This is a genomic window from Salipiger sp. PrR002 (genome assembly GCF_010500775.1).
Taxonomy (GTDB): Bacteria; Pseudomonadota; Alphaproteobacteria; order Rhodobacterales; family Rhodobacteraceae; genus Salipiger.
This window is the reverse complement of sequence record NZ_JAAGOU010000009.1, coordinates 86054-105360: the sequence shown is the minus strand read 5'-3', so window position 1 is coordinate 105360 and position 19307 is coordinate 86054. Positions and strand designations below refer to the sequence as shown.

General features: G+C 66.1%; 18 protein-coding genes. 9 read left to right on the top strand and 9 right to left on the bottom strand.

Annotated features, from left to right (window positions below):
* The first annotated feature begins 89 nt into the window (after positions 1–89).
* From G0A00_RS11650 to G0A00_RS11630, 5 genes are read left to right on the top strand one after another with little or no spacing between them, the layout of a single operon-like run.
* A complete protein-coding gene (locus tag G0A00_RS11650) occupies positions 90–914 on the top strand; it encodes an ABC transporter permease (RefSeq protein WP_164180401.1) in 825 nt (274 codons plus the stop codon).
* A gap of 4 nt (positions 915–918) precedes the next feature.
* Positions 919–1707: an ABC transporter permease gene (locus G0A00_RS11645; RefSeq protein ID WP_203595350.1), complete on the top strand. Its 789-nt coding sequence runs from the start codon at positions 919–921 to the stop codon at positions 1705–1707.
* The gene (locus G0A00_RS11640) at positions 1700–2713 is read left to right on the top strand and encodes an ABC transporter ATP-binding protein (RefSeq protein WP_164180402.1); all 1014 of its coding nucleotides are present in this window, start codon (positions 1700–1702) and stop codon (positions 2711–2713) included. Before G0A00_RS11645 ends, G0A00_RS11640 begins: the two co-directional genes overlap by 8 nt.
* Positions 2710–3600, top strand: a complete 891-nt coding sequence (locus tag G0A00_RS11635; protein ID WP_164180403.1) for a nucleoside hydrolase — start codon at positions 2710–2712, stop codon at positions 3598–3600. Before G0A00_RS11640 ends, G0A00_RS11635 begins: the two co-directional genes overlap by 4 nt.
* Complete coding sequence (locus G0A00_RS11630) at positions 3597–5375, top strand: adenine deaminase (protein ID WP_164180405.1); 1779 nt, start codon at positions 3597–3599, stop codon at positions 5373–5375. Before G0A00_RS11635 ends, G0A00_RS11630 begins: the two co-directional genes overlap by 4 nt.
* Positions 5376–5390: 15 nt before the next feature.
* Here the strand turns inward: G0A00_RS11630 and G0A00_RS11625 are convergent, their stop codons facing one another.
* Both G0A00_RS11625 and katG read right to left on the bottom strand, forming a co-directional pair.
* Positions 5391–6395: an ROK family protein gene (locus G0A00_RS11625; RefSeq protein ID WP_235952967.1), complete on the bottom strand. Its 1005-nt coding sequence runs from the start codon at positions 6393–6395 to the stop codon at positions 5391–5393.
* 174 nt (positions 6396–6569) lie between these two features.
* Positions 6570–8744: a catalase/peroxidase HPI gene (katG, locus tag G0A00_RS11620; protein ID WP_164180408.1), complete on the bottom strand. Its 2175-nt coding sequence runs from the start codon at positions 8742–8744 to the stop codon at positions 6570–6572.
* Positions 8745–8933: 189 nt separating this feature from the next.
* Between katG and G0A00_RS11615 the strand changes: the two genes are divergently transcribed.
* Positions 8934–9839, top strand: a complete 906-nt coding sequence (locus G0A00_RS11615) for a formate/nitrite transporter family protein (RefSeq protein WP_164180410.1) — start codon at positions 8934–8936, stop codon at positions 9837–9839.
* 2 nt (positions 9840–9841) lie between these two features.
* Here the strand turns inward: G0A00_RS11615 and G0A00_RS11610 are convergent, their stop codons facing one another.
* The 6 genes from G0A00_RS11610 to G0A00_RS11585 all read right to left on the bottom strand — a co-directional run bounded on the left by G0A00_RS11610 (position 9842) and on the right by G0A00_RS11585 (position 14703).
* Positions 9842–10471 (bottom strand): YitT family protein, encoded by a 630-nt coding sequence (locus tag G0A00_RS11610; RefSeq protein ID WP_164180412.1) that lies wholly within the window; start codon positions 10469–10471, stop codon positions 9842–9844.
* Between the two features lie 179 nt (positions 10472–10650).
* Positions 10651–11076 (bottom strand): YbaN family protein, encoded by a 426-nt coding sequence (locus G0A00_RS11605; protein ID WP_203595349.1) that lies wholly within the window; start codon positions 11074–11076, stop codon positions 10651–10653.
* A 271-nt stretch (positions 11077–11347) separates the two neighbouring features.
* A complete protein-coding gene (locus tag G0A00_RS11600; RefSeq protein ID WP_164180414.1) occupies positions 11348–11656 on the bottom strand; it encodes a hypothetical protein in 309 nt (102 codons plus the stop codon).
* A gap of 273 nt (positions 11657–11929) precedes the next feature.
* Positions 11930–12511, bottom strand: coding sequence for a DUF1190 domain-containing protein (locus G0A00_RS11595; protein WP_164180416.1), 582 nt, complete (start codon positions 12509–12511; stop codon positions 11930–11932).
* Between the two features lie 28 nt (positions 12512–12539).
* Entirely contained in the window at positions 12540–13754 is a 1215-nt protein-coding gene (locus tag G0A00_RS11590; RefSeq protein ID WP_164180418.1) for a glutathionylspermidine synthase family protein, read from the bottom strand.
* Positions 13755–13911: 157 nt separating this feature from the next.
* On the bottom strand, positions 13912–14703 hold the full coding sequence (locus G0A00_RS11585; protein ID WP_164180420.1) for an META domain-containing protein: 792 nt from the start codon (positions 14701–14703) through the stop codon (positions 13912–13914).
* A 311-nt stretch (positions 14704–15014) separates the two neighbouring features.
* Here G0A00_RS11585 and G0A00_RS11580 point away from each other — a divergent pair, with 311 nt between their 5' ends.
* Positions 15015–15485, top strand: coding sequence for a hypothetical protein (locus G0A00_RS11580; protein ID WP_164180422.1), 471 nt, complete (start codon positions 15015–15017; stop codon positions 15483–15485).
* Between the two features lie 73 nt (positions 15486–15558).
* Here G0A00_RS11580 and G0A00_RS11575 read toward each other — a convergent pair whose 3' ends face one another.
* Positions 15559–16938 carry a YncE family protein gene (locus G0A00_RS11575; RefSeq protein ID WP_164180424.1) on the bottom strand — a complete coding sequence of 460 codons (1380 nt, stop codon included), beginning with the start codon at positions 16936–16938 and terminating at the stop codon, positions 15559–15561.
* Positions 16939–17231: 293 nt separating this feature from the next.
* Here G0A00_RS11575 and G0A00_RS11570 point away from each other — a divergent pair, with 293 nt between their 5' ends.
* Together G0A00_RS11570 and denD are read left to right on the top strand one after the other, a co-directional pair.
* Positions 17232–18251 carry a TRAP transporter substrate-binding protein gene (locus tag G0A00_RS11570; RefSeq protein WP_164180426.1) on the top strand — a complete coding sequence of 340 codons (1020 nt, stop codon included), beginning with the start codon at positions 17232–17234 and terminating at the stop codon, positions 18249–18251.
* 75 nt (positions 18252–18326) lie between these two features.
* Entirely contained in the window at positions 18327–19292 is a 966-nt protein-coding gene (gene denD, locus G0A00_RS11565) for a D-erythronate dehydrogenase (protein ID WP_164180428.1), read from the top strand.
* Positions 19293–19307 lie beyond the last annotated feature (15 nt).

Genomic DNA, 19307 nt, shown 5'->3' with positions numbered 1-19307 from the left:
AATACGCCTGATCGCACGCGATCCGCGCGCTCCGGCCAGCAGGCCGAACGCGTTCCGACATAAGCCCCAGACAGAGGGGAACACGCATCATGTTTCGCAACACCCGAGAGGGGCTGGCGCTGGCGCTTCCGGCGGCCATCTTCTCGACGCTGCTCTTCCTCGTGCCGGTGGGCATCCTGCTTTCCGAAGCCTTCCGCGGCGACGGCAGCGGCTGGTCGCTGCAGGGCTACATCGATTTCTTCTCCACGCCGCTCAACCGCACGGTCTTTCTGCGCACGCTGAAACTGGGCGTGCTGGTCGCGGGCACGGCGGCGGTGATCGGCTATGCCGCCGCCTTCTGCATCGTGAACCTTGGCCCGAAGTCGCGCGGCAAGGTGTTCGGCATGGTGGTGCTGCCGCTGATGATCTCGCCCGTGGCCCGGACTTACGCATGGATCGTCATTCTGGGCCGCACCGGCATCGTCAACGAGGCGATCACCGGGCTGGGCCTGTCGGACACGCCGCTGCGGCTGCTGTTTACCGAGACCGCCGTCTTCCTCGGGTTGCTGCAACTGTTCCTGCCGCTGATGATCATCAGCCTCGTGTCGGCCATGGAGAACATCCCGCGTGACGTGGTGCCCGCCGCCCGCGTGCTGGGCGCAAGCTGGATCGCCGTATTCTTCAAGGTGATCCTGCCGCTGACCAAGGAAGGGCTCGTCATCGGCGGCACGCTGGTCTTCACCGGGGCGCTGACCGCGTATATCACCCCGGCGATCCTCGGCGGCTCCAAGGTGCTGATGCTGGAAACGCTGCTCTACCAACGGGTTAACGTCTCCAACGATTTCGTCTCGGCCAGCGTCATCGCCATGATCCTCATCGTCATGTCCTTCTCGGCGAACCTGCTGCTGAAGCGCATCGCCACCGCCCGGAGCTGACCTCATGAACACCTCCATGCGCCACCTCGCCAACTGGTCCATCTTGGGCCTTACGCTGACCTTCCTGATCGGGCCGTTCCTGATCATCATCCTCGCCGGGGCGTCGGATACCGAATATCTCGCCTTCCCGCCCGAAGGGCTGACCCTGCGCTGGTATCTCAAGGTCTTCACCGTCGAGAGCTTCCGCGCCTCCTTCCTGCTGTCGATGGCGTTGGCGGTTTTCGGCACCCTCGCGGCGCTGCTGCTTGGCGTGCCCGCCGCCTATGCGCTGAACCGCTACGACCTGCCGATGGCCGAGACCGTGCGCACCATCGTCGCCGCGCCGATCATCGTGCCGGGCATCATCGTCGGCCTTGCGCTCCTGCGCTACATGGTGGTGCCCACCGGGGTCACGGTGACGCTGGCGCTCTTCATGGCGCATACCGCGCTGGTGCTGCCCTATGCGGTGCGCGTGGTCAGCTCGTCCATGCACAACCTGCGCGCCGATATGGAAGAGGCCGCCGTGCTGCTCGGCTGCACGCGCCTGCAGGCCTTCACCAAAGTGGTGCTGCCGAACATCCGGGGCGGGGTGCTCGCCGCTTTCATCCTCGGCTTCGTCACCTCCTTCAATCAGGTGCCGGTCTCGCTGTTCCTCTCGGGGCCGGGCGTCCGCACCCTGCCCATCGACATGCTCGCCTATATGGAGATCACCTTCGATCCCTCCGTCGCCGCGCTTTCGGCGCTGCTCGCCTTCATGTCGCTCGCCATCGTCTTCACCGCCGAACGCCTGCTGGGATTCTCTCGCTATGTCTGACGCTTTCGTCCAACTCTCCGACCTCACCCTCAGCTACGGCAAATCGGTCGCCGTGCCGAACCTTGATCTGTCGATCCGCGAGGGCGAACTGATCGCGCTGCTCGGGCCGTCGGGCTGCGGCAAGACCACCACCATGCGCGCCATCGCCGGGCTGCTGTCGCCCACTGGCGGCAGCATCACCATCGACGGGCGCGACGTGACCCGCGTGCCCGCCAACAAGCGCGGCATCGGGCTGGTGTTCCAGAGCTACGCGCTTTTCCCGCACCTCACCGCCTACGAGAACGTCGCCTTCGGCCTGCGCCTGCAGAAGCTGCCCGAGGCCGAGATCAAGCAGCGCACCGAGGAAGGGCTGGCGACCGTCGGCCTCACCGGGTTCGAAAAGCGCAAACCGGCTGAAATGTCGGGCGGTCAGCAGCAGCGCGTGGCGCTGGCGCGCAGCCTTGTCATGCGGCCCAAGGTGCTGCTGCTCGACGAGCCGCTGTCGAACCTCGACGCCCGGCTGCGCCTCGAGATGCGCACCGAATTGCAGCGGGTGCAGAAAGAGACCGGCATCACCATGGTCTTCGTCACCCACGATCAGGCCGAAGCGCTGGCGCTCGCCGACCGCATCGTGCTGATGAAGGATGGCAAGATCGAACAACTCGGCACGCCCTCCGATCTCTATGCGCGCCCGCAGACGGCATTTGCGGCGGAATTCATGGGGTTCGAGAATATCTTCAAAGTAGAGGGCGAGGAGATTGTGACAACCAAAGGGCGGCTTTCTCTGGCCTCCCGTCCCGATGCTCCGATCCTTGCATGGCGCCCGGGAGCGGTGACCGTGGGCAGCGGCCCGCATCAGGGCCGCGTCGCCGCCTGCAGCTTTGCGGGCGCGCACCGCGAATATGTCATCGACAGCGCGGTCGGCCCGATCAAGGCCGATGCCGCCATCGACCTGCCCGAGGTGGCCTTGGGCGAGACCATCGCCTTTGATCTGCCGCTCGCGACCGCGCGGGGCCTTGCCGCATGAGCCTCTGGGTCGATACGGATTACGGCTTTGACGATCTCTGGGCGCTGCTACTGCTGCGCCGCTATGGGGCAACCGTCGAGGGCATCTCGCTGGTCGCCGGCAACTCGCCGCTGCCGCAGGTCATCGCCAATGCGCTCGGCGCGGCGCAGGCCTATGGGTTCGACGCACCGCTGCACGCGGGGGCCCACCGCCCGCTGAAGCGCGAGCCCGAGACCGCACAGGCGATCCTCGGGGAGCGCGGCATGGACAGCCGGGGCCGTTTTCTGCCCGACGTGGACGGCCCGCAGCCGCCCGCCGACGCCATCGAGGCGCTGGCCGATTGGCTGATGCAGGGCGGCCCGCGCGAGGTGCTCGCGCTTGGCCCGCTCACCAATATCGCCCTACTGGTGCAGGCGCACCCCGAGGCCGCCGCCCGGATCACGCGGCTGGTCTGGATGGGCGGCAGCAACGGGCCGGGCAACCATTCGCCGCTGGCCGAGTTCAACGCGCTCTGCGATCCCGAAGCGGCCGACGTGGTGGCGCGGGCCGGGCTGCCGCTCGACGTGATCGACCTGATGATCTGCCGTCAGGCCCGCTTCGGTGCCGCCGACATGCCGCAGACCGATCCGCTGACCGCCGACCTTCTGGGCGGCTACCTCGACATCGGCCTCAGCCGGGGCCGCGACGGCATGGCGATCTACGATCCCGTCGCCGCGCTGGCGCTGGTCCGCCCCGAGGCCTTCGACTTTGCGCGCCAGACGCTGCAGGTCTCGGTGGCCGCGGATGACACCTACGGCGCGACGACCTTCACCGCCGACGCGGCGGGGCTGACCCGTCTGCCGACCGCCCCGCGCGAGGATATTGCCCGGCTCTGCCTCGACGCGCTGCGGCAGGAGGACGCGCAATGAGCTTCCCGGCCGATCTCAACGACCCCGATCTGCGCGCCCGTGCGGTGCGCGCCGCGCGCGGCGAGGTGCCTTTCGATCTGCTGATCGAGGGCGGCGAGCTGCTCGACATGGTCACCGGGCGCACGCGCCACGCCGACATCGGCCTCATCGGCCCGCTGATCGCCAGCGTCCATGCGCCGGACCCGAGCCGCGACGCCACGCAGCGCATCAGCGCCCATGGCCAGACCATCGTGCCGGGCTTCATCGACAGCCACATGCATGTGGAAAGCTCGATGATCACCCCGGCGGACTATGCCGCCGCAGTGGTGCCGCGCGGCGTCACGACAGCGCTGTGGGATCCGCATGAGCTGGCCAATGTGGTGGGCGAGGCGGGGCTGGACTACGCCTGCGCCGCCGCCAAAGGGCTGCCGCTGCGCCTGCTGCCGCTGGTGCCGACCTGCGTGCCCTCGGCCCCCGGGTTCGAGGCCAGCGGCGGCGATTTCACCCCCGACACCGTGGCTCGCTGGCTCGACCGAAGCGACACCCATGGCGCGGCGGAACTGATGACCATGCAGCCGCTCTTGGAGGGCGATCCGCGCGTGTCGGGGATCGTTCAGGCCGGGCTGCAAAGCGGCAAGCGGGTCTGCGGCCACGCCCGTGGCCTTACGGGCGGCGATCTGGCGGGATTCGCGGCGGCAGGGGTCGAGACCGACCACGAGCTGACCGGCGCGGCGGATCTGATGGCCAAGCTCGAAGCGGGGTTCACCATCGAGCTGCGCGGCTCGCATCCGCATCTGCTGCCGGAACTGGCAGAGGCGCTGCTGGAGCTTGGCGAGTTGCCGCAGACGGTCACGCTCTGCACCGATGATATCTTCCCCGACGATCTGGCGGCCAAGGGCGGGCTCGACGGGGTGATCCGGCTGTTGATCTCCTGCGGCCTGCCGCCGCTCTGGGCCTATCGCGCGGCGACGCTCAACGCGGCCAGCCGGATCGGGCGGTCCGATCTGGGCCTTGTCGCGCCGGGACGCCGCGCCGATCTGGTGCTGCTGTCGGATGTCGAGGCGGTGACGGCCCGCGCGGTGATCGCAGACGGGCGCCTTGTGGCGGAACGCGGCGAGCTTGCCGCGCCGCCCGCCGCTGTGCCCGTGCCCGCGACGCTCGCCCAGACGATGCGTCTGGACCCGATCACGGCAGAGGATTTCGAGATCCCCGCGCGCGGCCCGCAGGCGCGTATCGCGACGCTGTCGAAACCCCGCTTCCCGGTCTGGGGAGAGCGCCGGGTGGAGGTCGCGAACGGGCGGCTCGTGCTGCCTGACGACATGATCCGCATGGGCATCGTCAACCGCCACGGCGCGGGCACGCCGATGCGCACCGCGTTCCTCGAGAACTGGGGCGACTGGCGCGGCGCGTTTGCCAGCAGCGTCTCGCATGACAGCCACAACCTCACGGTCTTCGGGCGAAACCCCGAGGATATGGCCGCCGCCGCAAATGCGGTGCGCGCGGCGGGCGGCGGGCTCGCGGTCGCGGCGAAGGGCAGGGTGCTCAGTTGCCTGCCGTTGCCGGTTGCCGGGCTGATCAGCGAAGCGCCGCTGCCGCAGATGGCGCTCGACTTCGCGGCGCTGCGCGCGACGCTCGACGGGCTGGTGACATGGGAGCCGCCCTATCTGGTGTTCAAGGCACTCTTCGGGGCTTCGCTGGTCTGCAACGCCGGTCCAAGGCTGAGCGATCTGGGGCTGGTCGAGGTCTTTGAAGGCACCGTGCTGGAAAGCTGCGTGCTCGAAGACGGGCTGGGCTAAGCGCCCGACCCCAAGTCAGACGTCGCGGGCCTGCGCCAAAGCGTGCAGGGCCGCGCCGCGCGCACCCGAGCTGTCGCCATGCTGCGCGATGGCGATCTTTGGCGCGCGCATGCTGCCGAGCCGCACCCGCTCCAGCGCCGCCGCGAGCCGCAGCTCGACGCCCGGTATCTGCGACAGGCCGCCCCCCAGCACGATGCAATCCGGATCATGCGCCAGCTGCAGCGTCAGCAGCAACTCGCCCGCCAGATGCGCCCAGATCTGCAGAACCACCTCGGCGGCGCGTTCGCCGTCGCCAGCGCGCTGCGCAAGATCCGCGGGTTCCAGTTCAGCGCCGAGATACTGCCGCGCCAGCCACGACAGGCCGGGACCAGACAGACAGGTCTCAAAGCAGCCGCGCCGTCCGCAACCACAGTCGCGCAGGGCCAGATCGACGCCCAGCCGGTCGCGCAACTCCTGAAGCGCGTGGGCGGGAAGCCCGATATGACCAATTTCCACAGCCGAGCCATTGGCGCGATAGCCCGCACGCCCGTCCTGCGCCAGCCCCGCGCCGATCCCCGTGCCCATGATCAGCCCGATCACCCGCCGCGCCCCGGTGCCCGCGCCGCCGTGGGCCTCGGACAGCGCAAAGGCCTGACAGTCGTTGAGCAGCGGCACCGGGCGTCCCAGCGCCTCGGCCAGCGCGGCGGGCAGGTTATGGCCGGTGATGGGGATGTTCGCGGCAAACCCAAGGCCGCTTTCGGGGTCGATAAGACCGGGCAGGCCGATGCCCACCGGCAGCGCCGCGCCAAGCCCCGAGGTCTCTTCCAGCCAGCGCACCTGCGCGGCCGAAGCCTTTACGAAAGCGGTGAAATCCTCTGCGGGGGTCGGCAGGCGGCGGGTATCCAGCGTCTGCATCTGCGCATCGAAGAGCCGCGCCTCGATCTTGGTGCCGCCAAGGTCGATCCCGCCAGAGGTCGCGCCATTGGATGCGCGCGGCATATCCGCAGGCGCAAAGCGGGGCTGATCTGGCTGCGCGGGCATAGGCTCTCCTTATCCGTCGGCGTGGTGCGGCCTTTTCTGGCACGGGCATAGAGCCTGTCGCGGCGGCAAACGGCAAGGGGATTGCGCGCAATCGTGCGGCGGGCGTGATGCATAAAAACGAAAAAGGCCCGCACCTCAATGAGGTACGGGCCGATCTTCACCTAGGTGCCGCGATCACTTCAGATCGAAGCGATCGGCGTTCATCACCTTGGTCCATGCCGCCACGAAGGCCGGCAGGAAGGCTTCGGCACCGTCGTCCTGAGCGTAGATCTCGGCGTAGGCGCGCAGGATCGAGTTCGAGCCGAACACCAGATCGACGCGGGTCGCGGTCCATTTGGTCTCGCCGGTCTTGCGGTCGCGGATCTCGTAGAGGTCCTTGCCCACCGGAACCCACGAATAGGCCATATCCGTCAGGTTGACGAAGAAGTCGGTGGTCAGAGCGCCCGCCCGGTCGGTGAACACCCCGTGCTGGGTGCCGCCGTGGTTGGTGCCCATTGCGCGCATGCCGCCCAGAAGCACGGTCATCTCGTTCGCGGTGAGACCCATGAGTTGCGCCCGGTCGAGCAGCATCTCTTCGGCGGACACCACATAGGACTGCTTTTGCCAGTTGCGGAAACCGTCGGCGACGGGCTCGAGCGGATCGAAGCTTTCGGCGTCGGTCATCTCGTCGGTCGCGTCACCACGGCCCGGCGCGAAGGGCACCGAGATGTCATAGCCCGCGGCTTTGGCGGCCAGTTCCACACCGGTGTTGCCCGCCAGCACGATGGTATCCGCAAGGCTCGCACCGGCAGCGCTTGCCAGCGGCTCGAGCACGCTCAGCACGCGCGCCAGACGCTCGGGCTCGTTGCCCGCCCAGTCCTTTTGCGGCGCGAGGCGGATGCGCGCACCATTGGCACCGCCGCGCATGTCAGAGCCGCGGTAGGTGCGGGCGCTGTCCCATGCGGTCGAGACCATATCGGCGACGCTGAGGCCCGAGGCCGCGATCTTTGCCTTGAGGCCACCGATGTCGTAGCCGGTTGTCCCCGCGGGGACAGGGTCCTGCCAGATCAGGTCTTCGGACGGCACATCGGGGCCGACGTAGCGGGCTTTCGGGCCCATGTCGCGGTGGGTCAGCTTGAACCAGGCGCGGGCGAAGGTTTCCGAGAAATACTCCGGATCGGCCATGAACTTCTGGCAGATCGCGTTGTAGATCGGGTCAACCTTCATCGCCATGTCGGCATCGGTCATCATCGGCATGCATTTGATCGAAGCGTCTTCCACGTCGACCGGCATGTCCTCGTCGTTGATCTCGACGGGTTTGTACTGCCAAGCGCCTGCGGGCGATTTGGTCAGTTCCCACTCGTGACCAAAGAGCATCTCGAAGTAGCCCATGTCCCATTGGGTCGGGTTCTTCGTCCACGCGCCTTCGATGCCCGACACCACGGTATCACGGCCAATGCCGCGGCCCTTGGTGTTCATCCAGCCCATGCCCTGCGCGGTCACATCGGCGGCTTCGGGATCGGCCGAAAGGTCTTCGGCGTTGCCGTTGCCGTGCGACTTGCCGATGGTGTGGCCACCGGCGGTGAGCGCGGCGGTTTCCTCGTCGTTCATCGCCATACGGGCGAAGGTCTCACGCAGATGCGCGGCGGTCTTCACCGGGTCCGGCTGGCCGTTGACGCCCTCGGGGTTCACATAGATGAGGCCCATCTGCACGGCGGCCAGCGGGTTTTCCATGGTCGAGGGATCGGCCACATCGTCATAGCGGTTGTCCGACGCGGCGAGCCATTCTTTCTCGGCGCCCCAGTAGACGTCTTTCTCGGGGTGCCAGATGTCTTCGCGACCGAAGGCGAAACCAAAGGTCTTCAGGCCCGCGACCTCATAGGCGATGGTGCCCGAAAGGATCATCAGGTCGGCCCAGGAGATCTTGTTGCCGTATTTCTTTTTGATCGGCCAGAGCAGGCGGCGGCCCTTGTCGGTGTTGACGTTGTCCGGCCAGCTGTTGAGCGGGGCGAAACGCTGGTTGCCGGTGCCGCCGCCGCCACGGCCATCGGCCAGACGGTAGGAGCCTGCAGCGTGCCATGCCACGCGGGCGAACATGCCGACGTAGGAGCCCCAGTCCGCGGGCCACCATTCCTGGCTGTCCTTCATCAGCTGACGGAGGTCGTCTTTCAGCGCCTCGACGTCCAGCTTCTTGAGCTCTTCGCGGTAGTTGAAGTTCGGCGCGAAGGGCTGCGTCTTGCTGTCGTGCTGGTGCAGGATGTCGAGATTGAGGGCGTTCGGCCACCAGCTGGTCACCGAATTGGCGGTCGAGGTCTGACCGCCGTGCATCACCGGGCAGCCGCCCGTGGGTTTCACATCATTTCCGTCCATCACTGGCTCCGACATTCGCTGGGTTATCTGTTACCGGCGGGGCAGTTGCCGCCGCGCAGGAAAGACCTACATGCGCCGGGCAATAAAAAGAAATCGTAATTTTTTCGCATTGCGATAAGGCAAAGCTATCAATCTACGGAGGCAGGCGCCCGCAGCGGAACCCAATGCGCCGCCGGGTGTTGCCTGTGCATGAACAGCCCTGAAAGCCCGTCCCGCACCCAACCAGCCCAAAGCGAGGCCATGCATCGCCGCGCCGAGGAACGCTCGGTCCTGAGCGCCTCGCGCCTCTCCGCACGTCTGATCTATGAGGTCATCCGCCGCGACGGCGAGGAGGAGCTTAACCGCCCCGCGGTCTCATTGATCTGGTCCGGCCTCGCGGCGGGCATCCTGATCAGCCTGTCGGTGATCGCGCAGGCGGTGCTGAAAGCCTATCTGCCGAAGGCCGACTGGGCGTGGCTCATCGAGTGCTTTGGCTACTCGCTGGGCTTCATCGTGGTGATCTATGGGCGGATGCAGCTGTTCACCGAGAACACGATCACCACGGTGATGCCGGTGGTGGCGCAGCGCTCGGCGACCTGCCTGCGCAAGATGCTGCGGCTCTGGGGCATCGTGCTGGCGGCGAATGTGACCGGGGCGACCATCGCCTCGGCCTTCCTGCTGCTGCCCGGCGTGGTGCCGACCGAACTGGCCGACAGTCTGTTGGCCGTGGCGCGTCATGCGGTCGAGGGCACGGCCTCGGGCAACTTCTTCCGGGCGCTGCCTGCGGGTGTGCTGATTGCGGCGCTGGTCTGGGTGATGCCCGGCGCGCGCGGCGAGTCGCTGCTGATCGTGCTGGCGATGACGTGGCTGCTGGCCGCCGCTGGCTTTGCGCATGTCATCGCGGGCACGGTGGAGGCCGGGCTGCTGGTCTGGCACGGCGAGATCGGTGTCGGCCATGCGCTCTTCCGCTTCTTCCTGCCGGTGCTGGCGGGCAACGTCGCGGGCGGTACGGCGATCTTCACGCTGGTCACATGGGGGCAGGTGAAGAACGAGGTCGCGCAGGCCGATGAGGGCGGGCAGGAGATCGGCCTGCCTTCGGGCACCCGGCGCGCTTAGGCTTAGGCTTTGGGTTTGGGTGCGGCCTGATCAGGCGATGCGCCGCTCTGATGGATGCGGAAGTTCCACGCGATCACCGCGTTGAGCACCGCCGCCCCAAGCGCCGAGTAGAGGATCAGATCCAGCGGCAGTACGAAAAGCGCCACGCCAAAGACCACCGCGTCAAAACACATCTGGAACCAGCCGGTGCGAAAGCCCGTGCGCTCTTCGACGATGAGCGCAAGCACGCCCAGACCGCCCGCCGAGGCGTTGTGGCGGAAGAGGGCGATCAGCCCCGCGCCCGCGGTCGCTCCGGCAAGGATCGCCGCCAGAAGCGGCGGCAGACGCTCGAAGCTGATCCAGCTTTCCAGCAGCGGCGTGGTCACCGAGATGCCGACCACCGCCACCAGCGTGCGCAGGGTGAAGACCTTGCCGCGCCGCTTCCATGACAGCCACAGGAACGGCAGGCTCACCACGAGGAAGATCACCCCGAAATCCACCGGCAGCAGATAGCTCAGCAGCACCGAAGCCCCCGCGGTCTGGCCGGTGATCAGCCCGCAGGCCTTGAGCAAGACCACGCCGAGGCTGGCCATCAGGATGCCAAAGGCCAAGCCCTGTGCATCATAGAGCGAGATCGGGGAGCGGAGTTTCATCGGGGCAGGGGTCCGGGCTGGGAACAGGGGAATGCGGGCCTCTTGCCCCCCTTCGCGCGCTATCGCAAGCCGCAGATCAACCGGCGGGCGAAATTTCCGGGTCTGCCTGCGTGTCTGCCTGCGTGTCTGCCTGCGTGTCTGACGTCGCGTATGCTGCGTCGAGAACCGGCGGGCGGGTGTCAGACGCGAGGACGGCGGCCCGGTCCGTTCGGTCGGCTCAGCACGAAGATCGCCGCACCGCCCATGCAGACCAGCTGGATCAGCAGAACGCGTCCCGGCAGGTCGAGATACACGCTCAGCAGGAAAGCCGCGCTCATCATGCCCACCGCCATGGCCTTGTGCCGCGGCGCGATGGCGCCATTGGCGCGCCAGTCGGCAATCATCGGGCCAAAACGCGGATGCGATTGCAAATAATCATGCAGCCGCGGCGAACTGCGCGAGAATGCGAAGGCCGCAAGAAGCACCAGCGGCGTCGTCGGCAGCACCGGCAGCACGATCCCGACAATCCCGGTCACCAGAGAAATTGAGCCAAGCGCCAGCCACAAAAGGCGCAGCCCGCCGGTGGCGGTGCGCGGAGGATGCAGGTGAGGATCAGACTTGGTCATCGCGGCGTGCCGATTGCAGAAACGCCCCTCAGGGCCGTGCCTTCCAAGATAGGTCAAAACGGCGGGGGTTCAAAAGGCGCAAGCGGCAGTCGGCACGTTTCGGGCATTTATTTCGTCATGCGGCGACGGCAGCCAGAGAACCAGCCGAGGGCAGCGGAGGGCAATCTAAGACATGCCCTTAGGCGATCCATAGAACTCATAAGTAAGATTATGTTAATAAAACTTCCGTTCCGGGCAAGGCTTTCTAGCCGAGCGCCGACATCAGCCCACCTCATTCGACGGGCTGCTGGCGGCTGTCTTTCTTAGCTGCTGTGCCGGATTTCCCAGTCTTTAGAGGCGCTTTCTCTGGTGTCTTAAGGCTTTTGTCGCGGTCCTTGGGGCGCATGGCGACAAAGAGCCCGACGATCAGAACCGCCGGAAAGCCGAGATACGCCAAGAGCACGACGAGAAAACTTGCGTCCGATAGCCAAAGGATGATCCCGCCCACGACACCAAAGAGGCCCATCAGGCACCCGATGACAAAGCCTCCCCCTGGGCCGACGCGACCGGGCTGTTCGCCTTTTTTGGCGTCGTCTTCCATAGACTACTTCCCTCCCTGAAAAGCAGAATGTAGATGCCGAAAGTTGCGGAAGAATACTCCTGTGCTGAGGACAAAATTGGCTATTTCCAATAAATATAAAGCAACGGATATATTTGAAAAAGACAATTTTTGCGCGATTGAAATCCCCCGATTCCCCAAAGCGTATTTTAAGTAGAGTTCCATATCTTATTAGGTATTTCTAAGCCATTTAGCGCCGCACGACAATCTGGCGGTCGCTCTGATCCGCTCGCGCGGGATCACAACTTTAGGACGTTAACCGCCAAAACTGCTGCGCGCGCCGCCGGTACGACCGAAGCCACCGCGCGAGGCGACGCTGGCGCGGGTCATCGGCGCTTTGCCAGCGGTGGTCGGCGGTTTCGAGAACATGCTGGTGCCCAGCTTCGCGCGGCCCGAATTGCTGGAATAGGTGCTGGCGCCGGTGGCATTGGTGAAGCGCCCGTCGGGGGTGCGATACAGCGGCTGCGCGGCCGCCATGCCGGAACGCCCGCCGAGCATATTGCCAATCAGATAACCCGCCAGCAGCGGCATGAAGATACCGCCAGAGCCGCCCTGAACCTGCTGCGCTTCGCTGTCACAAGCGCCTTCGCCATGCTGCTCTTCGCAAACCTGCAGGCTGTCATAGCGCGGCGCGGATTCCACATGCAGCGTCTCGGCGTCGGCAAAAGCGGTCTCGCAATCCTGTGCCGAGAACATCCCGCCGTTGATCGCGGCGCTGCGGCAGCTTTCCAGATCGGGAAAGGCCTGCGCGTCCACCTGCTCCTCGCGGCAGCCCGCAAGGCTGAACGAGGCGGCGCCGACGATCGCCAGCGCGACGGTTCTGGAACGTTTTCTCATCGGTGTCTCTCCCGGTCGTCTGGATAAATCAGTCTCTAATGAAATGCGGCTTGAAGCGCGACAGATCCTGCGTGATCCGTGCGCGGTCTTCGCGGACGCCGATGCCAGCGCAGGTCTCGCCAATCACCCATGCGCCGATCACCGGGCGGAAGCCCTCAAAAACCGGCAGCGGCTGGTAGGCCTGCACCACACGCGCATGGTTTTCATAGCCGCCATCGGGCGCCGCTTCGAGCAGCGCGCCATTCTCGGTGATCCGCACCGAAGCGCCCTCGCGCGAGAAGATCGGCTTGCTCACATGGCCCCTCTGCAGCGCCTCTGCGGCGCGAGAGATCAGCGGGTCGTTCACCGCATCTCCAGCCAGCGCGCCGCTCACCTCATCCTCGAAGAAGGCAGGCAAAAGGTTCGGATGGCCCTCGAACATCCGCCACAGCACGGGCAGCAGACCCTTGTTCGACAGCACCGATTTCCAAGCGGGCTCCAGCATCAGGCAGCCGGCGGTGCGCAGGTGCTTGGCATAGTCGTCCCGCAGCAGGTCTTCCCAAGGATAGAGCTTGAAGAGCGTGCCGATCACCCGGTCTTCGGCGTCGAGGAACTGCCCCTCGGTGCTGACGCCGAGCTTTTCGAGATCGCTGTAATGCGCGCCAAGCTCCGCCTCGCGCGCGGCCCAGCCCATGGTCTCGACGGTGCCGTAATCCTCGGCATTGCCACCGGCGGCGGTGAAATGCAGATCTGTGCCCGGCTCGAACAGCGCGCGGAAACGCTCGACCAGCGCCTCATGGATGCCGTTGAACTGGTCGTCGCCTTCGCGCAGCACGCCCGCTTCGATCTGGTCTTCGAGCCACAGCCATTGGAAAGACGCGCTCTCGTAAAGAGAGGTCGGCGTATCGGCGTTATATTCCAGCAGCTTCGCGGGCCCCTGCCCGTCATAGGCGAAATCGAAGCGGCCATAGATCTCGGGATCGCCGCGCTGCCAGCTTTCGGCGACAAGGTCCCAATGCTCGGCGGGAATGCCGAGCCGGGTCATCAACTCTTCGCTGGCGGTGATCGCAGCGGCGGCCTCGCGGCACATGCCATGCAACTCGGTGGAGGGATCCTCAAGATCATCCTCGATCTCGCGCAGCGTGAAGCGATAGGCCGACGTTTCGTCCCAATAGGGCTCGCCATGCATGTCAGCAAAGCTGAAGCCCAGTTCTTCGGCCTTGTCGCGCCATCCGGCGCGCTCGGGCAGATTGATCTTTTCCATCGCCTCCTCGGGGGCCGTCTTCGCCCTCCCCTTGCCAGAGATGGTGGGGGAACTGAAGGGCGGATCGGCCGGTCGAGTGTATATAGGCGCGCGCGCTTGAAATTGAATTGCCGGAGGTGCCGCCGCGCCGGGGTGACGCAGCGGCACTTCATGTGGTTTATTCGGGCCGTTCCATCAGCCGCAGCACGGTCACCCCGGCGGCATTGGTGAGGCTGAGGCGGTTGCCGCTGCGCAGATAGCCCGATGCCTGTTCGAGCGCGGCGACCATGTCCTGATCAAGCTTCATGCGCGGCTCCGGGCAGGCCCGGCGGGTGCCCGCGAAGGGCTGCACGAAGCTGATCGTTCCGGCGCCGATCTCGGCCCGTCCGGAAAAGCGGTTGCAGCCGCCGTACATGGAGAACCTGCCGTCCTCGTCAAAGGCGATGCTGGGCGGATCCTCGGTCACCAGAAGCCGACCGCCAATCTCGGAGGCCGCCCATTCGACACCGGTGATGCGCATCGGCGCGGCAGCCGGGTCTTTGGGCGTCTCGGCCGCGGGCACCGGCGCGATCTGTTCAAGCGTGATCTCGGGACGTTCGGGCGCATCGCGGGTCAGCGCGGAGAAAGCGGTGGTGGTGCGCAGGACCGTGGTGGCGCCCGAGGCGACCTTGCCCGACACGACATAGCTCATGCGCGGATCGATTTGCGCGTCGTCATAGGGCAGCCGGATCTGCACCGGCAGCGTCTCGATACGATAGCTGCGCTCGGCGATCACGATGGACGGAGCATCGGCCCGCGACACGTCAAGCAGCGAGACCTCGAGCAGCGCCTCGGGCGGCAGCGTGGCCCCCTCGGCGAGATGGACCACCACGGGAAGATCTACGGTCTCGGCCATCAGCGGCGCTCCTCCAAAGGCCAGCAGCAGGCTGGCGAGGCCAAGACGACGGGCCAGACCTTGCAAAGGGTTCATGTGATACCTCCCTGTAAACAATGCGTTTTGCGCAATTTTCCTCGCCGCAGCCTGTGGGCGTTCAACCAGTTTTCAACCGCTCCGGCTGCAGTTGCGCCCATGATGGCCTATGCCCGCTTGACGGGCAAGCGCCGCACGCCCTCAGCCCTTTGCGTTCGCGGAATTCCCCTGCCGCACCAATGCGATGAGGCCCGCATCCGGCAAGTCTGAGGGGGCGACGGGTGCAAATGCCTGTGCTAGGCTCGCCGTCGATTACTCTCCCGGTGGTGCGCGCCGCCGGGTCTCCGCATTTGAAAAGGTAGGGATTTTGGATGGCTCCGCACGCACGCACCGCGCGATTTGTCACGACTTTCATGATGGCCCTCGTTGGCGGGCTGCTGTTCTTCGCGTTCCTCTATGAGGACGCGGTGGCGCTCGGCCCGGAGCGGGCGGTGGCCGAGCCGCGCGGCCTGCAGATACGCTATCTCATCGCCATGGTGCTGGGCGGCGCGCCTTCGGGCTGGCTGCTGTCGGGCCTTTACGGGCGGCGCGGGATCGGGGGCTATCTGCTGGGCTTCGTCGGCTCGATCGTGGCGCTGATGGTGGCGGGGCTGTTTGGCAGTGCCGTGGGTCTGCTCCCCGACATCCTGCGCCAAGGCTGGGACGCATCCGATCTGATCCCGATCCTCTTTGGTGCCGTAGCGCTGCCGCTCTCTTTCGCCGGAGCGCCACTGCTGTTCGTGGGCTGGCTGGTGATCAGCCTCGCCACGCATCTCTGGGCCAAGCGGGTGCGCAGCGCCTGAGGGGGCCACTGAGCATGGGGCGGGCGCCAGTGAGGCACCCGCCGCCGGGTCGGCTGCCCGGTTAGCTGCCCGGTTAGCTGCCCGGGGTCACGTGGCTGATGTGATCGCCGCTTTCATCCTCGGCGCCGCGCGCCTTGTTGACCACAAAGACGCCGCCGTCTTCGGCGGTTGTCAGGTGGTTGGGGTAGCTGCCGATCTCGGTCTTCGCCACCACGTCGCCCTCGGGCGAGACGGCGACCAGCGAGTCCGAGCCGCGCACGGCGACCCACGCCAGATCGTTCACCGCGTCATAGGTCACGTTGAGCGGCCCCGAGCCCACCGGCACGTCATGCAGCGCCTCGCCGGTCTTGGCGTCGAGGATCAGCAGGTTGTCGGTGTTCATGCCGGTGGTGAAAATCAAACCGTCCTCGGCGTCATAGGCCACGCCGATGGTGCGCTTGGACAGCGGCAGCGCATGCACGGAGGTCTGCGTGCCGGTGCCCAGATCGACCGTCGCCACCTCGTCGGTGGTCAGGCTGACCACGACCAGCGTGGCGCTCTCGGCGTCGATGTCCATGCTGGCGGTGCCAAAGCGCTCGCCGCGCTTGCCCGAACTCAGCTCGATCGGGGCCAGCTCTTCCAGCGTCGCGCTGTCAAAGACATGGATCACCGGCTCGAAGGTGGCGCTGACGTAGACCTTGCCATCCAGCACGAGCGCATCGCGGGGGTGCGGCACCGCGCCGGGCTCGAACTGCTTGATCAGCGACAGATCGTCGGCGCTATAGACTGCGACGGTGTTCTGCCGCGTGTTGGTCACCCAGACCTGCCCCTGCGCCACGTCGACGCCAACGCCGTAGACCGCGAAGACACCGCCATCGCGGCCATTGTCGCCATCCGGCGCGTCTGCGGGGGTCACTTCAGCCAGCACTTCCAGCGTCGACGGATCAAGCTTCATCAGCTTGCTTTCGGTCACCGGCGGACGGCCCACGGCGGAGGTCACATAGAGCGCATCCGGGGTTTGCGCCACCTGATAGAGCCCCGACGCCAGCTTCTGCGACGTGACGCTCAGCCCGCCGCTTTCGGGCAGCACCGGCGAGACCTTCAGGTCCACGGTCATGGCAAAGGCCGGATCGGCGATCTCGGCAACCACCGGGTAAAGCCCCGGCTCGGCGCCTTCGGGGATGGTGATCTCGGTGCTGAAGGCGCCTTCGGCATCTGCCACGATCGGCGCGCCCTCGTTCAGCGCGACGCCATTCTGCCGCAGCACGACGCTCTGACCGGGCGCGAAGCCCTTGCCGCGGATCTCGGCGGTGCTTCCGGCGGTGATCGGCGCGCGGTTCAGCCCCTCGGCGATCATCTGGCCCTCAAAGCCCTTGGCAAGGCCGGTGAACGGATCGGAAAGCGCAGCGCCAGCCATCAGCGCGGAAAGCGCGAGGCCGCAAACGCCAGTGCGGAGTGCCGTGGCAAGGGACATGAGTGTCCTCCTTTGGAGGCGGCCGGGCGGGCCGCTGAAAACTGAAAGCAATAGCTTGGGCGCAGCGCCGTGGCTCTGCGGCGAGGGGCGCGCAGGTACCATCTGACTAGAATGACCGACTTTTCCAGTCAAGTATTTGGCGTGTCACATGACATGGCCGTGATCTCGCCCCGACCCAGCGCCCGATCTGCGGATACCCGCAAACGCGCAGGGTGATTGACGGATTGTCTGGCAATCGGTCAATGCCCTTGCTACGCATTTCCCCGGAGGACGATTCACAGGGAGGAGAATTCATGTCCAAGACCTTTACCGCCGCCGTTGCCGGCGCGATCCTGCTGGCGGGTGCCGCCAGTGCCCAGACCACGCTGCGCATCCAGACCCACCAGTCGCCGGAATCCGTCGCAGGCCAGCTTGTGCGCGAGTTCGCCGAGCAGGTGGAAACCATGTCGGGCGGCTCGCTCGACCTCGAGATGTTCTACAGCTCCGCCGTCGTCGCCTCGGCCGAGACCTTCGGGGCCGCCGCCAACGGCATCCTCGATTGCGACATGACCAACCCGAGCTATCAGACCGGGCGCAACCCGGCGTTCCAATTCGTCGCCGACACCATGGGCGGCTACGACACGCCGCTGCAGTACCTGAGCTGGATCTCGCAGGGCGGTGGCCGCGAGGCGATCAACGAGCTGTACCACGAAAGCGGGATGGAATTCGTCGGCGCCTATCTGGGCGGTCAGGAGTCGATGAACTCCACCGCGCCGCTGGCCGGGATCGAAGACCTCAAGGGCTGGAAATTCCGCTCGCCGCCGGGCATGGAATCCGAGATTTTCGCCGAACTGGGCGCCACCCCGGTGGTGATGGATTTCACCGAGATCTTCACCGCGCTGGAAACCGGCATCATCGACGGGGCGGATGCCTCGACGCTGGCCAACAACGTGGGCCTTGGCATCTACGACATCGCCAAGCACACCACCTACCCCGGCTTCCACTCGATGAGCTCGGACCATCTGGCCTGCAACAAGCAGGTCTGGGATGGGCTCGAGCCGGCGCAGCAGGCGATCCTGAAAGCGGCGGTGGATGATCTGGCGCTGAACCTGATGATGCGCACCATCGTGCAGAACGGCGAGGCGCTGACCGCCCTGCCCGAGAAAGGCGTGACGATCTACGACTGGTCCGCCGAAGACCGCGCCGCCTTCCGCAAGGCCGCGATCAGCCGCTGGGACGTCTGGGCCGAGAAATCGCCCGAGGCCAAGGTCATGGTCGACAGCCACAAGGCCTTCCTCAAGCGCATCGGCCTTGGTCAGGACAGCGACAGCTGATCCCGGCCCCACATCTGAGCGCGCGGCCATCCCCGGCCGCGCGCGTCCCTCCATTGCTACGGAAAGACACTTAGGATGAACGTTCTGATCATCGGCGGCGGCGGTTTCGTCGGCCGCAAGGTTGCCCAAAGCCTCGCCGCGCGCGGCGACCTGCGCGACGCGCCCATCGACAAGATCACGCTGGCCGACATTGTGGTGCCCGACCCCATCGAGGCCCCCTTCCCCGTCGAGACCCGCGCCTGCGACATCACCGACCGTGCCTCGGTGGACGCGCTGATCGACGACGAGACCGACGTGATCTTCCATTTCGCCGCCGTCGTCTCGGCCCATGCCGAGGCCGATTTCGAGGCAGGCATGAAGGTCAACCTCGACGGCACGCTCAACGTGCTGGAGCGCTGCCGCGCGCTGGAGAGCTGCCCGGTGGTGGTCTTCACCTCCTCGCTGGCGGTCTTCGGCGGAGAGGTGCCCGACCCGATCACCGATTACACCATTCCCAACCCGCAGACCTCCTACGGCATGCAGAAGGCCATTGGGGAACTGCTGCTCAACGACTATTCGCGCAAGGGCTATGTGGATGGCCGCGGCTTCCGCCTGCCGACCATCTCGGTGCGTCCGGGCAAGCCCAACCGCGCCGCCTCGTCCTTCATGTCCTCGATCATCCGCGAGCCGCTGAACGGCGAGCCGGCGATCTGCCCGGTGGACGAAGGGCAAGAGCATTTCTACCTCTCGCCGCGCCGCTGCGTCGAAAACCTGATCAAGGGCGCCGAGCTTGATGCCGAAGACCTCGGGATGCAGCGCTGCATGACCATGCCCGGACAACGCCTGTCGATCCGCCAGATGATCGACGCGCTGACCGCCGTGGCCGGGCCGGAACCCGCGAAGCTGATCAAATGGGAAGAACAGCCCGAGATCGCCGCGATCGTGCGCGGCTGGCGGTTCGACTACCGCTTCGACAAGGCGCTGGCGCTGGGGCTTGAAGCCGACGCGAGCTTCGAGGAAAACGTGCGCTACTACATGGAAGACGACATGCCCAAGGCCTGACGGGCCGAAAGAGAC

Bases quoted from the DNA above. Each gene is read 5' to 3' on its own strand.
- G0A00_RS11585 (WP_164180420.1), bottom strand. From the start codon at position 14,703: ATGAACCCTTTGCAAGGTCTGGCCCGTCGTCTTGGCCTCGCCAGCCTG.
- G0A00_RS11610 (WP_164180412.1), bottom strand. From the start codon at position 10,471: ATGAAACTCCGCTCCCCGATCTCGCTCTATGATGCACAGGGCTTGGCC.
- G0A00_RS11580 (WP_164180422.1), top strand. From the start codon at position 15,015: ATGGCTCCGCACGCACGCACCGCGCGATTTGTCACGACTTTCATGATG.
- denD (WP_164180428.1), top strand. From the start codon at position 18,327: ATGAACGTTCTGATCATCGGCGGCGGCGGTTTCGTCGGCCGCAAGGTT.
- G0A00_RS11640 (WP_164180402.1), top strand. From the start codon at position 1,700: ATGTCTGACGCTTTCGTCCAACTCTCCGACCTCACCCTCAGCTACGGC.
- G0A00_RS11605 (WP_203595349.1), bottom strand. From the start codon at position 11,076: ATGACCAAGTCTGATCCTCACCTGCATCCTCCGCGCACCGCCACCGGC.
- G0A00_RS11625 (WP_235952967.1), bottom strand. From the start codon at position 6,395: ATGCCCGCGCAGCCAGATCAGCCCCGCTTTGCGCCTGCGGATATGCCG.
- G0A00_RS11600 (WP_164180414.1), bottom strand. From the start codon at position 11,656: ATGGAAGACGACGCCAAAAAAGGCGAACAGCCCGGTCGCGTCGGCCCA.
- G0A00_RS11590 (WP_164180418.1), bottom strand. From the start codon at position 13,754: ATGGAAAAGATCAATCTGCCCGAGCGCGCCGGATGGCGCGACAAGGCC.
- G0A00_RS11630 (WP_164180405.1), top strand. From the start codon at position 3,597: ATGAGCTTCCCGGCCGATCTCAACGACCCCGATCTGCGCGCCCGTGCG.
- G0A00_RS11570 (WP_164180426.1), top strand. From the start codon at position 17,232: ATGTCCAAGACCTTTACCGCCGCCGTTGCCGGCGCGATCCTGCTGGCG.
- G0A00_RS11615 (WP_164180410.1), top strand. From the start codon at position 8,934: ATGAACAGCCCTGAAAGCCCGTCCCGCACCCAACCAGCCCAAAGCGAG.
- G0A00_RS11650 (WP_164180401.1), top strand. From the start codon at position 90: ATGTTTCGCAACACCCGAGAGGGGCTGGCGCTGGCGCTTCCGGCGGCC.
- G0A00_RS11595 (WP_164180416.1), bottom strand. From the start codon at position 12,511: ATGAGAAAACGTTCCAGAACCGTCGCGCTGGCGATCGTCGGCGCCGCC.
- G0A00_RS11575 (WP_164180424.1), bottom strand. From the start codon at position 16,938: ATGTCCCTTGCCACGGCACTCCGCACTGGCGTTTGCGGCCTCGCGCTT.
- G0A00_RS11645 (WP_203595350.1), top strand. From the start codon at position 919: ATGAACACCTCCATGCGCCACCTCGCCAACTGGTCCATCTTGGGCCTT.
- G0A00_RS11635 (WP_164180403.1), top strand. From the start codon at position 2,710: ATGAGCCTCTGGGTCGATACGGATTACGGCTTTGACGATCTCTGGGCG.
- katG (WP_164180408.1), bottom strand. From the start codon at position 8,744: ATGGACGGAAATGATGTGAAACCCACGGGCGGCTGCCCGGTGATGCAC.